Source organism: Pedobacter folensis, from assembly GCF_056490665.1.
In genome coordinates this window covers 1,012,652-1,028,739 of record NZ_JBWJIF010000002.1, presented here as the reverse complement: position 1 = coordinate 1,028,739, position 16,088 = coordinate 1,012,652, and the positions used below count along the sequence as shown (strand labels likewise).

The window sequence follows — 16,088 nt, the reverse complement described above, 5'->3', positions numbered from 1 at the left end:
TTGGAGTTTGATTAATATTTTACTACAATGATTGCTTTTAGCTTCTTATTTAAGTTGACCGTCATGCTGAATTTATTTTATTAGCCATTTCTATTGTTTTTTAATAGTCTAATAGCTACTTCTTGGTCAGCATCTTTCATACTATTAAGACCCTGAAATAAATTTACTTCGTAGCTTTCCACTGCGTTACAGGTCAGGGTGACGATACTATTATAACGTATGAAGTAAAATTACTTAAAGATAAGCGATCATTACTGGCAACTAATTATTCAGTCATTACTTAACAATAACAGAACCCAGAAACTTAGAAATTTCCCTTTCCACACCTTTAATTACGCCATAACGCTGCATTAAAATCATTTGGTTATCCTCGTTCTTTTCGTCCTTTATCTCTTTCAACAGGTTCATCAATATCTTTTCGACTTTACGTTTTTTAAGGTGAAAAATACCGCCTAAAATAGTGGCTTTTAAATTCATCGATTCATCCTTCACATAAATAAGGTGTTTATTTAACCAGTTTTCACTTAAAGCATACTCTGAGGTTGAAAGTGTAATGGCCAGATCGGCAATATCCCTATCCTCATGTTTAACAAAATGGTTCGATGTAGGTAATCTGCCGTTGTCGATTTCTGATTTATAATAATCGATAATTCTTTTACAAAGTGGATCATCAAATTCTACATCACTCAGGTTCTGCATGATGAATGAACCGATGTACATATCATCAATTTTATCCCAGTTTACAAATTCGTGCCCGAAAGCCAGTAACAAACGTACAATTTCCTTTTCCTGATGTTCATTTTCTTCTACAGGTGCCTCGTGACCCATCGGGCCTGCGCTATCATCCCATAAATCGTCGGGTGGACCAAGCGGCTCCGGCGGACCAGAAGAATAGGGTTTCGGACTTGCTGATGGATTTGCCCGCTGATTATTATCAAAACTTTTCTTAAGCTTAGCCGAACGCATTTTATTGAGTTCGCTCAGTAAAATATGCTCATCGATTTCAAGTAAGCTGCTACACTCACGGATAAAAACAGAAGCCTTAATGGGATCAGGAATTTTGGCAATACTTTCTACAATATCACGGATAATACCTGCTCTTTTAATCGGATCATTACCCGCATCTTTAAGCAGCACATTCGCCTTATACAGAATAAAATCTTTTCTGTTCTGTTCGAGATAAGTTTTAAAAGCGCCTGCCCCAACATGGTGCATATAAGAATCGGGATCGTGGCCATCGGGAAAGGAAACGATTTTCACATTCAGGCCTTCTTCCAAAATCATATCCAAACCACGAAGTGAGGCTTTAATCCCCGCAGCATCGCCATCAAATAAAATGGTAATGTTCTGGGTAAAACGCCCGATCAGTTTAATTTGCTCTACCGTTAGCGAAGTACCCGAAGAGGCCACCACGTTTTCTATTCCGGCCTGATGTACCGAAAGCACATCAGCATAGCCTTCTGCCAGGTAACAGTTATCCAAATCGCGGATGGCTTTTTTAGCATGAAATAAGCCATAAAGTACATTCGACTTATGATAAATTTCACTCTCAGGCGAGTTTACATATTTCGGAACGTTTTTATCTGTTTTTAGTGTTCTACCACCAAAACCGATAATCCTGCCCGTAAAGTTATGGATCGGAAACATTACCCGACCACGAAAGCGATCATAAATTTTTCCGTTATCGTTTTTGATCGATAATCCGGTAGCTTCTAAAAACTCTAATTTATGGCCGGCGTTAGTTGCGCTCTGGGTCATGGCATCCCACACATCGGGAGAATAACCTACCTCGAATTTCTTCAGGATATCTTCTCTAAAACCACGTTCTTTAAAATAGCTCAGGCCTATTCCCCTGCCTTCGTCGGTTTCCCACAGCTGTTTTACAAAAAATGCAGCGGCATACTGCGAAACCACATAAAGGCTTTCTTTGGCGCTCTGTGCTTCGGCATCCTGAGGGCTTAGTTCGGCTTCCTCAACTTCTATATTGTATTTATTGGCTAAAAATTTAAGTGCTTCCGGATATGAATATTTTTCATGATCCATTATAAAGCGCACTGAATCGCCTCCTTTACCACAACCAAAACACTTGTAAATGCCTTTAGTTACGGATACGTGAAAGGAAGGGGTTTTTTCGCCATGAAAAGGGCAATTACCAATTAAACTGGTTCCGCGTTTTTTTAAGTGCACAAAATCCCCCACTACCTCCTCAATACGGGCGGTATCCATTATCTTATCTATCGTTTCGCGGTTGATCATATATTGTTATTGTCGTCATTGCGAGAGCTGGCTCCGATTTCTCGGAGAAGCATGACGAAGCAATCTTTTATACTATTTTTATTTTCAATTTGTTATCACCAAGCAGGAAAGATTGCTTCACTCCACCACACAATCCCCTTCTTCAGTTCGCAATGACGTGCCAGAGATCGTCATTGCGAGGAGGTACGACGAAGCAATCTTTCATACTATACTGTACTCAATTCTATCACGCCAAAACAAGAAAGATTGCTTCACTCCACCACACAATCCCCTTCTTCAGTTCGCAATGACGTAACCGACATTTACCATTCTTTCACTATCTCCCATAAATCCTTCCACTCGGGATTCATAGATTCTATTAATTTTATCTTCTTTATTCGGCTTCCACCCTTAATTCTCTTTTCTTCAGCAATTGCTTCCTCTATCGAATCATAAGAACAAAAATAAACAAGTTTGTCCATGTTATATTTAGCCGAAAAAGATTTTGGATATTCCTTGTCTCTATGCTCTTTTATCCTAAACATTAAATCTGAAGTAACTCCAACATATAATGTAGTATGGGTAAAATTAGTTATAATGTAAACGGTCCCTCCTCTTTCCATTATTATTTTGATCTGTTAAACTGGAAAGATTGCTTCACTCCATTGCACAATCCCCTTCTTCGGTTCGCAATGACGAATGTGTTCTACTTCACCAAAGGTAATAACTGATCAGCAACCAATTTATTACCCGTTTCGTTTAAGTGTACTCGATCAACGGTTAAAATGCCTTTTTCTTTATCTTCGGGATTATTTTTCGCTTCATATTCTGCAAAAATTTTCCTCAAATCGCATACAGGAAGATTATTTTTTGCGGCTAATGTTCTTATCCCTTCTGCATATTTATTTAAATCGGCATCTAACTCATTGGTACCATCTTTTTTCTCCCCAACAACCGATGGGGTAACCAATACCACCTTACTGCCCACACCCTGAATTTTATTGATTAAAGCCTGGTAAAACTTTAAATATTTATCATAATCGGTTCCGGTATGGGATGATTGTTTATGCCAGACATCATTAATACCGACGTAAATAACCACTAAATCAGGCTTCTTATTTAATACATCATCTTCTAAACGCAGGTATAAATCGTAAACTTTGTTTCCGCCTATCCCAGCCCCGATTACATCGTATTTGGTAGAATCAAGCGATTTTTTGATCAGGGTTACATACCCATTTTTAGAAAGGCCCTGTTGGGTAATCGAATCGCCAAAGAAGATAATCCGTTTTGGTTTAAATGTCATTGATGTTAATGCAAGTAAGCAAAAGCTTAGTAAAATACTCGTTTTAAATAATGTTTTCATTGTATAATTGATTAGTATTATTTTTTATCGGTTCTTTTAAAATCCAGGTCCTGAAAATCGAAACTAAAATCGGTTAATGGCGAAATGGCTTCTATTTTAAACCCATCTGCCAAAGCATTGTTATCTAAACTAAAATTAACAAAAGCATCGGCATCTAAACTTCTATCATACCATTTTACAATAAAGGTGTTGCCCTTGTAGTAAGTCATATCACCTTTTAATTTGGGAGCATTTTTTGCCTGAAAATGCATCTTGCCATTCACCTCACTAATGCTTACATCGCCAAACCAGGCATCATGAAAAGTGCCATAATAATTTTTAGCATCTGGCTTTGCGACCGACAGTTTTTGCTGTGCTGCAATATCACTCCAAACTTTGCTCACCATTTCGTCAGCCTGTTTTTCGTTTTTAAGCCTGTTATCGTTATAGGTTTTAATCCGATCCTGTCCTTTAATACCCAGGTAGCCGTCTTTAATCGAATTCGTAATCGAATTAAATGCCGCACCCGATTGTTGATTGGTTAATACAATAATGCCCAATTTCATTTCAGGAAGAATGGTTACCTGTGTTACAATTCCAGATAACCCACCAGTATGCGTCGCCTGGAAATTTCCATTCACATTACTTAAAAACCAGCCTAAACCATAACTACTGAAAGCTGCCGGATTACCTCCTGCGATAATGGTTTGCGGAGTCCAAAGTTCTCTTGCTACAGCAGGACTGAATAATTTCTTATCCAATGTTTCGCCGTATTTCCCACCATTGATCATGGCCATCACCCACTTGCTCATATCGGTAACGTTCGAGTAAATCCCGCCAGCGGCATTTGCGATTTCTCCAAAACTTAAACCTACAGGCAACAGTTTGCCCTGATATGGTGCATGGCCATCAATCACATTCGATTTGTCTTTTAAACGGTACCAGGAAGCTGCCGTCTTGGTCATGCCTAACGGTTTAATAATCCTGCTCTCAATAAAATCTTCATAAGTAATCCCTGAAACTCTTGCTACCACATCTCCAGCAACAATGTACATCAGGTTATCGTAATCGTATTTGGTGCGGAAAGAAGAAACTGGTTTTAAATAACGGAGGTTATGGATCAGCTGTTTTTTATCTACAGTTGACGAATCTGGCCAGATCATTAAATCGCCAGCGCCCAAACCCAGGCCACTGCGATGTGTAAGCAGATCGCGGATGGTAAATTCGCTGGTTACGTAGGCATCGTACATTTTAAACTCCGGAATTACATCGGTAACTTTTGTGTCCCAGGTAATTTTCTTTTCATCAACCAGCATCCCCAAAGCAGCAGCGGTGAAAGCCTTCGTGTTTGATGCCACACCAAAAAGGGTATGCTCATCAACTTTTTTATTGGTTTTAATGGAGCTTACTCCATAACCTTTTAAGTGGATAATTTTACCATCTTTAATTACAGAAACTGCAATCCCCGGAACGTTAAAGGTACTCAGCGTTTTCTCTACCACACTATCGATTTGCTTCGACGACAATACCTGTGCGTGCACATAAATGCCCGTAAACAATACTAAAGCAAATGATATTTTAAATTTCAAGGAAGAAAAGAGTTGCATATTGATCGGTTTAAATAATCGTTTAAAGATAATAACCTGAATTCGATTAATATTTATTCTCAATGATTAATTTTCATCCCCTCATCTCAACGCGATCATGCTGAATTCATTTTACAAGTAGAATAGTGTTTTCAATTGCCTTGTAGCTACTACGTGGTCAGCATCTTCATGCAAAATAGAACCTGAAAGAAATATACTGCGTAGCTTTCCAATGCGCTACAGGTCAGGATGACGACGGCTTTGCCTCAAATCCTTATTTGCCCTTTTCGAGTTTATAATCTTTATGTACGATTAAAAAACTTGCCCTTTCTTCTTTTTTGAAAGGATAATCCCAGTTACCCTGGTAAGTAATTTTGGTTGGTAATTTATCCTCTCCGAAATAGCCCATTTCTATATTCATTTGTACATCAAAATCGAACAGCATATTGCTGTATTTCATGTCGACATAACGACCCAAAATGTTAAAATTCCGTTTATCAAAAATGGTAACCAGCTCTTTGATCATGATGCCATCTTTTGTCCAGCTACTTAAATCAGGTTTTACAGAAACCTTGAATCGATACACGGGAATAGAATCGAGATAAGTACCACTGGTGAAACCATAATCGTAATACTGGCGCATATTAGCCGAAAATATTTCGGTTTTGCTGCCAATAAAAGGAACTTTTACCGGACGACCGGGATTGAAGATTAATGTTTTCAGTTTGTCTTTATAACTTTCGTTTGTTCCACCCTTTCCGTCAGGTTTTGGCGCATTCGGTACAAAATCAGTATTGTAAGCATTCATAAAAATGTAATCGAACATTTCTACGGTATACAACTGGTATTTACCGTTTTTCTTGTAAATCTTACCGGTATCCTGCTTTACCAGGTATTCCATTTTATAAGGTCCGCTGTTATTATGACGGATTTTGCGGTAAATTTTTCCATCCACCTTATTCTTTTTGTCATAACTATAAATCCTGTTTTCAGCGATAAAAGTATAACGTTTCATATCCCTAAACGACTGATAAAAAGAAGTATCGTACATAACCTTTCTGATGAAAGTTTCGACATTCAACTTTTCGGCCTTAATATTTACTGCCGAATCGAGTGTAATGGTTTTAATGGTATCAGGATTAAAACGGTTGATTTCCTGAGTAAAACCTTTATTAAAGAGCGATATTAACAGTAAAAGAAAAAGTACTTTTTTCATGGAAAATGGAATAGGTAAAATGAAAATGGACGATGGATCATGGAAAATGTGTTATGTAAGATGTCTTATGGTTGATTAAACGCCGTTGTCCATCTTACATCCTTCACCTTACATCATTAATTCCCTAGTTGTTTTAAAGCAATATAAGCCATTAATCCTGTGGATATTTTCAAAGCATCTTCATCAATATCAAATCTTGGGGTATGTACCGAATATTGCGTATCTTTTGCTGCATTCCCAGTACCTAAACGATAAAAACAGGCATCTGTTACCTGCGAGTAGAAAGAAAAGTCTTCGGCAGCCATCCAGATATCTAAATCAACCACATTTTCTTTGCCTAAAAAATCTTCGGCGAAAGCCCTCGCGTTTGCGGTTAGTTTTTCTTCATTGATTAAAAACGGATAACCTCTGTGGATATCAAAATCGCAACTTCCACCCATGCTTTCGGCCATTCCTTCGGCCATTTTTTTCATGCGTTTGTGTGCTTCATCTCTCCAGTTTTCATCCAGGGTTCTAAATGTACCTTCGATTTTTACCTCGCTTGGAATTACATTGGTCGCTCCGTTGGCAATTACTTTACCGAAAGAAAGAACGGATGGTAAACGTGGATCGGCATTACGGCTAACAATTTGCTGCAGGGCAACAATAATATGTGATGCGATTAAAACCGGATCGATATTTTGATGAGGTTGTGCACCATGACCGCCTTTTCCGGTAACGGTAACATATAACTCATCGGTTGAGGCCATGTAAATACCTGAACGGAAACCTACTTTACCGGCATCAATTAATGGCATTACATGCTGACCAACGATAGCATTAGGCTTTGGATTCTCCAATACACCTTCTTTAATCATGATACTTGCTCCACCCGGCAGTAATTCTTCGGCTGGCTGGAAGATCAGTTTAATTGTTCCTCCAAATTCATCTTTTAGCTGGTTTAAAATATGTGCTGTTCCTAAAAGCGAAGAGGTATGCACATCATGTCCGCAGGCATGCATTACGCCATGGTTTTTAGAACGATAAGGTTTATCATTGGTTTCATGGATCGGTAAAGCATCCATATCCGCACGTAAGGCAATTACCTGATCGGAGGGCAGGTTACCTTTAATTAAACCTACCACACCAGTATTGGCACAGTCGGTATATTCAATGCCCCATTTTGTTAATTTATCCTTGATGAACAATGAAGTTTCGAACTCTTTGAAAGATAATTCGGGATTGGCATGGATATGTTGACGATAGCCTACTACATCATTAAAAATGTTGCTGGCCAGTTCTTGGATTTTATTTTTGATCATTACTTGTGGTGGTATCTAAACTTGGTGCATTAATTTTCTCCCTAAAAATAAACAATGTCGGGAAATTTGGTCTGAGCTCGTTTATGAGGCGTTGTGCTTCCAGCCGCGTTCTAAAATCGCCCACGCGCACATAATAGTTGGGTTCTTTATAAACGAGATAGGTATTTAATTTAGGATAAAGACCTTTAAACCTGGCTTGTTCACTAAAAACTTCTCGCCGGTCTGAGCCATAAAAAATTTGTACGCGGTAACCATAAGCCGAAACAATCGGTTTTCCGGGTTTTACCTCGCCAGAAGTTTTATAAACTTCCAAACGTTTAGCAATTAAACTATCGATTAAAGGATCTTTTATAACCGTTACCTCTCCTTTTTGTGCAAAAGCAGTAGTAAAAAGGAACAAACAGCTTATAAAAGTTAATATTATTTTCATGTGTAAAAACCCCGGCATTTAGTGAGCAGATGAATAAAATATCATCTCCTTTCTTCTTAACAACAAGAATGCCGAAATCGTTGCAAAAATCGGCATTCTTTATGGGTTAAGCAAATAGTTTAGCGTGCGGGTATTTCAACAATTAATTTATCTGGGTTTTGATGTGTTTGCCAAATGGTGTGAATAATGATTTGAGTATCACTAGTCTCATAAAATATAATAAAATCGAAAATAATCAAACCCCTAATATTTGGATCTGAAAACTGAATCCCTAAGTTCGGATTCTTAATTACGAGTTTGATTTCTTTATTAAACCTTTTATAAAGTTTAGCAGAATATTTTTTATTCCCATTTCTATTGGCATAAAATTCAAGTATGAAATAAAGTTTAATTTTTGCCTTATGAGACCAGATTATTTCTTTAGCCATTTATTTATTTCATCATCCAGATCTGATTGTGTTACAAACAGACCATTATCAATTTGTTGTTGGGATGAAATAATTTCTTGTTGTTGTTCGGGAGACAATTCTAAGTGTTTATCTTTTGCCGAAGTTTCAAGAATAGTAACACCAAAATCTTTTAGCATTTGTTTAACAACTGAGTTGTTTTGATCAGGAATTTTTATTGTTATTGTTTCCATAAATCAAAAATACCGAAAATATATCTTGATATCAAGTCGTTAAGATGTCAACGTAAAAAGCCGGATTCCTCTCGGAATGAAATTGCCTACCAATTTCGAACTGACCGTTACTAAATATAGGTGTTAATTTGAGAATTAAAAATTTAGTTATAAAAAAAGCCCCAACATTTGTTGGGGCTCGATAAGCAATTATATTTTTAGCTTATAAATTAGCGCCGTGGCAGTTTTTATATTTTTTACCGCTACCGCATGGGCATGGTTCATTTCTGCCAACTGTTGCTTCCTTACGGATTGGTTGTTGTGGAACAGCCTCGCGTGTATCACCAAACTCGATACCTGGCTCTTCTCTGCCAAACTCTTGTTTGGTTGTTTGCAACTTCGGTTGTTTTACCGGAGCTGGTGCTTCTCTAACTTGATCTGGTTCTTGCTGAACCGGGATACCACCTTTATATAAGAAACTAACGACCTCTTTATTTACGGCATTAAGCATGTTTTTAAACAAATTGAAAGCTTCCATTTTATAAATTACCAATGGATCTTTTTGTTCGTAAACTGCGTTTTGTACCGATTGTTTCAAATCGTCCATTTCGCGTAAATGCTCTTTCCAGCTATCATCGATTAAAGCTAAAACAATGGTTTTTTCGAATGAACGAACTACTTCTTTTCCTTTGTTATCGATGGCTTTCTTCAAATCAACTGCTACCTGAATACCACGGATACCATCGGTAAACGGAACCACAATCTGTTCGATGTGCTCGCCACGTTCCTGGTAAACCTGTGTTAAAACCGGTAATGATTGCTGGATAATCGCTTCAGATTTACGTGCATAAAAAGCTTCTGCTTCTTCAAATAACCTTTCAGTTAACTGAGGAATACTGGTTGAAGTAAATTCTTTTTCGGTAATGGCTGTATCTAAAGAAAAGTTTTTGATTACTTCGAGTTTGAAACCGTCGAAATTACCTTCCTGTTTATATTCGCTTACAATATCTTCAGCAACATCGAAAACCATATTGTTCATATCCACATCTAAACGTTCGCCAAATAAAGCGTTTTTACGTTTAGCGTAAATTACGGTACGTTGTGAGTTCATTACATCATCGTACTCTAACAAACGTTTACGGATACCAAAGTTATTTTCTTCTACTTTTTTCTGTGCACGTTCAATAGATTTGGTGATCATCGAGTGCTGGATTACTTCACCATCTTCGATACCCATACGCACCATGATACCAGAAATACGCTCTGAACCAAATAAACGCATTAAGTTATCTTCTAATGAAACGAAGAACTGAGATGAACCCGGATCGCCCTGACGACCAGCACGACCACGTAACTGTCTGTCTACACGACGAGACTCGTGACGTTCAGTACCCACAATTGCTAAACCACCAGCTTCTTTAACACCCGCACCCAATTTAATATCGGTACCACGACCAGCCATGTTGGTTGCAATGGTTACGGTTCCGGCCTGACCAGCTTCGGCAACGATATCGGCCTCTTTCTGGTGCATTTTCGCATTTAATACATTGTGTTTAATTCCGCGAAGCTTAAGCATACGGCTTAACAACTCAGAAATCTCTACAGATGTTGTACCCACCAATACCGGGCGACCAGCTTGCGGCTCTAATTGACCGGTTTGAGGATTAACCGCAGGGATCAACGCACCTTTAGCATCAAGCTTAGGCACAGCCCTACCTGTTGGATCGTATTTAATTACCGGTTTGCCATCTTTTAGTTTAGGATTTCCTTCTTTATCCAGTTCGTATTCTGTTTCGTAATGAGAATACGGGAAAACAAGGAACTGAATTTCAGAAGCAACTGCGTTATATTTTTCACGAACGGTACGGTAAACGTAATCCTGCTCATCTTTTCTGGAAATATTTCTGTTGGTTGGAATTTCAACCACATCTAATTTATAGATCGACCAAAACTCGCCAGCTTCTGTTGTTGCTGTACCCGTCATACCGCAAAGTTTGTGGTACATACGGAAATAATTTTGCAAGGTTACGGTTGCATAGGTTTGGGTAGCATCCTCAACCTTTACATTTTCTTTAGCCTCAATGGCCTGGTGTAAACCGTCAGAGTAACGACGGCCATCCATAATACGGCCAGTTTGCTCATCAACAATTTTAATTTTTCCTTCATCGATGATGTACTCTACATCAATTTCGAATAAAGTATAAGCTTTTAACAACTGGTTAACCGAGTGGATCCGTTCTGCTTTAACAGAATAATCGCGCATTAAAGCATCTTTCTGAACAACCTTTTCTTCTAAAGGCAGATCAGACTTCTCTAAGTCTGCAACTTCAGTACCTACATCAGGTAATACGAAGAAATGTGGATCTTCACCTGATTGTGTAATCAGTTCGATACCTTTTTCAGTTAATTCAACCTGGTTATTTTTCTCATCGATATAGAAATACAATTCAGAATCTACCTTAGGCATATTCTTAGATTGATCTGCCATGTAGTGGTTTTCGGTTTTCAACAATAAACCTCGAACACCGCTTTCACTTAAAAATTTAATTAAAGCTTTGTTTTTTGGCAAACCACGGTATGCACGCAATAAGGCTAAACCACCTTCACCTTCTTCGGTTCCGCTGTTCCCTGCGTTGATTAATTTTTTCGCTTCGTTTAATGCTTGCGTTACATAAGCTTTTTGTGCATTTACTAAACGTTCGATACGCGGTTTTAATTCATAAAACTCATGTTCATCGCCACGTGGAATCGGACCAGAAATAATTAAAGGTGTACGGGCATCATCAATTAAAACTGAATCGACCTCATCCACCATTGCAAAATGCTGCTTGCGCTGTACCAATTGATCAGGTGTCTGCGACATATTGTCACGCAGGTAATCAAAACCGAACTCATTATTGGTTCCGTAAGTAATATCTGCGGCATAAGCTTTTCTTCTTTCTTCAGAGTTTGGCTCATGTTTATCAATACAATCAACAGTTAAGCCATGAAACTCGAATAATGGACCATTCCACTCACTATCACGACGGGCCAGGTAATCATTCACGGTAACGATGTGTACACCTTGTCCGGCCAATGCATTTAAATAAGCCGGTAGTGTACTTACCAGGGTTTTACCCTCACCGGTAGCCATCTCGGCAATTTTACCGCTGTGTAATACAATACCACCAATTAACTGTACATCGTAGTGTACCATGTTCCAGGCTACTTCAGTTCCTGCAGCATCCCATTTGTTAGCCCATTGCGCTTTATCGCCAACAATTTTAACATTGTTTTTTCTTGCTGCGTAATCTCTATCAAACTGCGTTGCAGTAACCTCTAAATAATCATTTTCGCTTAAACGACGTGAAGTTTCTTTCACTACAGCAAATGCTTCCGGAAGGATTTCCAAAAGTACTTTTTCTAATTCTGTATCGCGGTCTTTACCTAAAGCATCAACCTGATCATAAATAGCTGTTTTTTGGTGAAGATCTAAATCTTCGCTCTCTGCTTCAGCTTTTAGTGCTGAAATTTTCTCATCAATATCGGTTAAAAAAGCCGAAATCTTGTCTTTAAATTCGGTGGTTTTACCACGTAACTCGTCGTTGCTAAGCGCAGACAGTTTACTGTAGTGTTCGTTAATTTTAACAACCAATGGCTGAATAGCCTTTATATCTCTTTCTGATTTACTTCCGAAAACCTTCGCTAAAAATCCTAACATTATAATATTTTAAATCGTATTTATTATTAAAAAATGGTGTGTTACAACAACCAAGCCATTTGTCTTTCTTAAGTCAGTTTGGCAGTTGCTGGTATCAATGGGGCTTAAAATCTTCTAAAAAGACCTTTCAGAAAAAAATTAGGGGCTGTTATTTTTCGGTTTTTTCCTGATTGTTAAATCAGCTATTACCTGATTTACACTCACATATTTTGTAACTTTTAACTGGGATTGGGTTCCGATTAAAGCTAATGTGGTGTATGATAATAAATAAGGGTTACGGTCTTCATTCAGTTGAACCGAGGCTTTGCCACTTGCATTAACGCTGATATTATGCTCATTACAATACTCGTTTAATATCCTTAGCCCTTCAACGCGTTCGGCTTTTGCCAAATGTGTTAAGCTAAAAAATACAAGCGATATGGTAACCAGGTGTTTCATTAATTGCGGCAAAGCTAGTTTTAATCTTTTATAAAAAGAAATTACATCATCGCAAAAAGCGTACCTCAATTTCCCGGATTTTTCGCTTTTGCTTTTTAACAGGATTCAATCTTATATTTAAATTGAATGTAAAAGCTCAGTACGCTCCTAATAATTGTTTTATTTCAAAAAGACGTTCGGATTTCTTAGGGTCTTTTTTAATTTTATGCCCTATAGAAAAACGCTGATTAATGATGGACACCTCTGAAAGATATTTTTTAGCCAATGAGCGGGGCTTGACTGAAACTTCGGCATTAAGAAGGTACAGCACCTTTAACTTCGAAAAGTATTACCGTGCGCATAAAGAAGCTTTTGGCCCCTTATTTTTATGCAATGATGAATCGATAGTTGGCGGAAAGGTTACCTTTTTTCTTTGTAAAGAAGATTCTCTTCAAATATTTATGCCCATTACAGGCGGAATTGATATTATTGCCAATGGAAAAGAATTTGCAATAAAAACCGGGCAAGTACAGGTGTTGAACATGGGTAAAGGTGAAGTATTGGAGATCAGCAATCCCTATCAAAACGACGTGATTAATTACATGCAGTTTGGGATTAAAACCGATATGTTTTTAATGCGGGCAAGCGAAATGCTTTTCGCTTTCGATTTTGAAAAAAACCTGAACCAGTTGCTCGAAATTATCTCGAACCCAAAATTACCTTTTAAATTAAGTGCAGGGATCTTCGCTTGCAAGAAAGAGGCGATTTATAACATGCAAAGCCCAAACCATCAGTTTTATGCTTTTATCATCGACGGTACTTTCGAAATTGAAGGCCGCTTGATGCACACAAGAGACGGCTTAGCGCTCTGGGATGTTAAGCAGGTAAAGCTGGAAGCGTTGAGCGATAATGCCATTGTGGTGGTTTTGGAGTTGATCGCAACTTCTTAAAGGAGCTTAGATTTCCCCCGCAGATTTTTAGAAGATTACCACTGAGTCCTTCGACAGGCTCGGGATGACAATTCATCTGTGACGGACCGCATGAGAAATGCTCCGTTCCATCATCCATCTCACATCTTCCCTCCTGTATTACTTAAACACCACTTCTGTTGCCCCGTAACCAAATTTTTCTTTCCGCGCATCCATGTATGTTTTTACATGTGGATTTTTACTGATCAGTTTATGGATTTTATCTCTCAAGGTACCGTTACCTGAACCATGAATAAAAACAATCTTATCGAAATGATGCACAACAGCGGCATCCATCGCCGTTTGAAAATGATTAATCTGTATATGCAACATTTCATCAGCTTCTAAAAAATGATGATCATCTCTTAGCTTTTCGATGTGCAGATCGATTTCTTTTTGTGGCGCTGCTACCGTTTTTTTCTCCTCAGTTGATTTGAAAAAACTTTCCTTTAGTTTCTGTGGATCGATGCTTACCGGAACCAGATCGTCCAGGCGGATCAGCCAACCTTTGTTTCTCAACTGAGGCAACTCCTTTTGTTCGGTACTAAAATCTTTTGCCCTAAACTTCTTGCGGATCACCAATGGATCGATAGGTTTAACATCGGCTTTGCTAAACACTAAAACCTGAAAATTAAATTCAGGCCAAAGATCAAGATCAGCCAGGGAAGCAGAGTAAACTAAAGCCGAGGCATGCGATTCGATTATGCCATGATAAGCACCTGCATATTTTTCTTTCCGCTCGGTGGTTAAACTTACCAGTAAAACATTTGGCGAGTGGTTTTGCAGGTGGAAATGCACCACATTACCGGCCTTGTCATCGGTAGCGACTGCAACATAAATGCCGTTTTCGATTTTGCTAATGCTGGGGATATTTACCTGAATGGGTTTTGGCGCATCCAACTCTTCTGCTACTACACCATGACCATGTACGGAAGTTAAATTACTCACCGCAACTGGTATTTCGAAACCATCTTCATCGGTAACGCCCAAAGTTTGGAAGTCAATAATCTTGGTTACATAACCTTCACGTTTTTCATCAACAAAACGCACAAAATCTCCCAGTTTAAACTTCATCTCTTATTTTTTTGTAAAGGTTTTTAATCTAATTCGTTCAATTAAGAGGTATCCAGTCACCATCATACCTTCGGACTCCGGACTTCCGACTTCTGACTCAATTAATGTCTTGTATCGTTTCCGTGATAAATGCTCAGGTAACTTTCATACCTCGAAACTGCAATTTCGCCCTCGTTTACTGCAGCTAAAACAGCGCAGCCAGGTTCGTTAATGTGCCTGCAGTTATTAAAGCGGCAATTGTGTGAGGTTTTAAATATTTCTCTAAAAAAATGCCCAAGTTCTTCCTTTTCGATATCGATTACACCCAGTTCTCTAATCCCAGGCGAATCGACAATAAAACCGCCTTGTGGCAACTCGAACATCTCTGCAAAAGTAGTGGTATGTTGCCCTTTATCGCTCCAGTCTGACACCTCACCTGTTCTCAAATCGCGATCGGGCAATAATGCGTTAATCAAACTCGATTTCCCTACACCCGAGTGACCCGATATGAGGGTAATTTTATCCGTAATCAATTCCTGAATCACCGGAATATTAATGCCTTTTAAAGCCGAAACTTCGTAGCAGGCATAACCAATATTTTCGTAGATATCTTTAAACTCCTGAAGAATCTCCAGACCTTCTTTACTAAACAGATCGAGTTTATTAAACACCAATACTGCAGGCACGTCGTAAGCTTCGGCAGTAACCAAAAAACGATCGATAAAGCCCAAAGATGTACGAGGCGAGGCCAAAGTAACCACCAGCATGGCCATATCTAAATTAGCAGCCAGTATTTGCGCCTGCTTACTCAGATTAATGGATTTGCGGATGATGTAGTTTTTGCGGGGCAGCATTTCGTTGATCAAACCCTGGTTGCTATCGCGTTCCAGATCAAATTTTACCCTGTCGCCAACCGCAATCGGGTTGGTGGTTTTAAGTCCTTTAATCCTGAATTTGCCTACAATCCGGCAATCGTAGCGTTCGCCATTATCGGCCAAAACACTATACCAGCTTCCTGTAGATTTAATAACTAATCCCTGCATATTTGCGGTAAAGGTATGAATATGATTTCATTGGTAGAAGCGGCCAGCCAGGATAAAAGTTTGAACATTAAGGATGAATAATAAAAAGAATGCGGGCATTTCTGCCATATATTTTGTTATCCATTAAATATCTTACATAAATCCAACGCTTTAAAAGGCAAAAAACCTAAATTTG

At 38.5% G+C, this 16,088-nt stretch carries 14 protein-coding genes; 1 reads left to right on the top strand and 13 read right to left on the bottom strand.

What is annotated here, in order from left to right; genetic code table 11:
- Positions 1-276 precede the first annotated feature (276 nt).
- The 11 genes from dnaG to AC04QZ_RS12985 form a co-directional block, all read right to left on the bottom strand.
- The gene (gene dnaG / locus AC04QZ_RS13035; protein ID WP_478358096.1) at positions 277-2,256 is read right to left on the bottom strand and encodes a DNA primase; all 1,980 of its coding nucleotides are present in this window, start codon (positions 2,254-2,256) and stop codon (positions 277-279) included.
- Positions 2,257-2,558: 302 nt separating this feature from the next.
- The gene (locus tag AC04QZ_RS13030; protein WP_478358095.1) at positions 2,559-2,858 is read right to left on the bottom strand and encodes a GIY-YIG nuclease family protein; all 300 of its coding nucleotides are present in this window, start codon (positions 2,856-2,858) and stop codon (positions 2,559-2,561) included.
- An 83-nt stretch (positions 2,859-2,941) separates the two neighbouring features.
- On the bottom strand, positions 2,942-3,601 hold the full coding sequence (locus AC04QZ_RS13025; RefSeq protein WP_086548937.1) for an SGNH/GDSL hydrolase family protein: 660 nt from the start codon (positions 3,599-3,601) through the stop codon (positions 2,942-2,944).
- 17 nt (positions 3,602-3,618) lie between these two features.
- Positions 3,619-5,187 carry a serine hydrolase gene (locus AC04QZ_RS13020; protein ID WP_478358094.1) on the bottom strand — a complete coding sequence of 523 codons (1,569 nt, stop codon included), beginning with the start codon at positions 5,185-5,187 and terminating at the stop codon, positions 3,619-3,621.
- A gap of 253 nt (positions 5,188-5,440) precedes the next feature.
- Positions 5,441-6,382: a hypothetical protein gene (locus tag AC04QZ_RS13015; protein WP_478358093.1), complete on the bottom strand. Its 942-nt coding sequence runs from the start codon at positions 6,380-6,382 to the stop codon at positions 5,441-5,443.
- A 116-nt stretch (positions 6,383-6,498) separates the two neighbouring features.
- A complete protein-coding gene (locus AC04QZ_RS13010; protein ID WP_478358092.1) occupies positions 6,499-7,683 on the bottom strand; it encodes a M20 metallopeptidase family protein in 1,185 nt (394 codons plus the stop codon).
- A complete protein-coding gene (locus AC04QZ_RS13005) occupies positions 7,670-8,113 on the bottom strand; it encodes an SPOR domain-containing protein (RefSeq protein WP_086548933.1) in 444 nt (147 codons plus the stop codon). Before AC04QZ_RS13005 ends, AC04QZ_RS13010 begins: the two co-directional genes overlap by 14 nt.
- 119 nt (positions 8,114-8,232) lie before the next feature.
- Positions 8,233-8,541, bottom strand: coding sequence for a type II toxin-antitoxin system RelE/ParE family toxin (locus AC04QZ_RS13000; RefSeq protein WP_478358091.1), 309 nt, complete (start codon positions 8,539-8,541; stop codon positions 8,233-8,235).
- Positions 8,526-8,753 (bottom strand): hypothetical protein, encoded by a 228-nt coding sequence (locus AC04QZ_RS12995; protein WP_478358090.1) that lies wholly within the window; start codon positions 8,751-8,753, stop codon positions 8,526-8,528. The genes AC04QZ_RS13000 and AC04QZ_RS12995 overlap by 16 nt, the downstream gene beginning before the upstream one ends.
- A 202-nt stretch (positions 8,754-8,955) precedes the next feature.
- Positions 8,956-12,432 (bottom strand): preprotein translocase subunit SecA, encoded by a 3,477-nt coding sequence (locus tag AC04QZ_RS12990; RefSeq protein ID WP_086548930.1) that lies wholly within the window; start codon positions 12,430-12,432, stop codon positions 8,956-8,958.
- A gap of 138 nt (positions 12,433-12,570) precedes the next feature.
- Positions 12,571-12,939 carry a hypothetical protein gene (locus tag AC04QZ_RS12985; protein WP_145954299.1) on the bottom strand — a complete coding sequence of 123 codons (369 nt, stop codon included), beginning with the start codon at positions 12,937-12,939 and terminating at the stop codon, positions 12,571-12,573.
- A 161-nt stretch (positions 12,940-13,100) separates the two neighbouring features.
- Here AC04QZ_RS12985 and AC04QZ_RS12980 point away from each other — a divergent pair, with 161 nt between their 5' ends.
- Entirely contained in the window at positions 13,101-13,799 is a 699-nt protein-coding gene (locus AC04QZ_RS12980; protein ID WP_478358089.1) for a pirin family protein, read from the top strand.
- Between the two features lie 138 nt (positions 13,800-13,937).
- Here the strand turns inward: AC04QZ_RS12980 and AC04QZ_RS12975 are convergent, their stop codons facing one another.
- Positions 13,938-14,891: a Smr/MutS family protein gene (locus AC04QZ_RS12975; protein WP_478358088.1), complete on the bottom strand. Its 954-nt coding sequence runs from the start codon at positions 14,889-14,891 to the stop codon at positions 13,938-13,940.
- 101 nt (positions 14,892-14,992) lie between these two features.
- The gene (gene rsgA / locus AC04QZ_RS12970) at positions 14,993-15,913 is read right to left on the bottom strand and encodes a ribosome small subunit-dependent GTPase A (RefSeq protein ID WP_478358087.1); all 921 of its coding nucleotides are present in this window, start codon (positions 15,911-15,913) and stop codon (positions 14,993-14,995) included.
- Positions 15,914-16,088 lie beyond the last annotated feature (175 nt).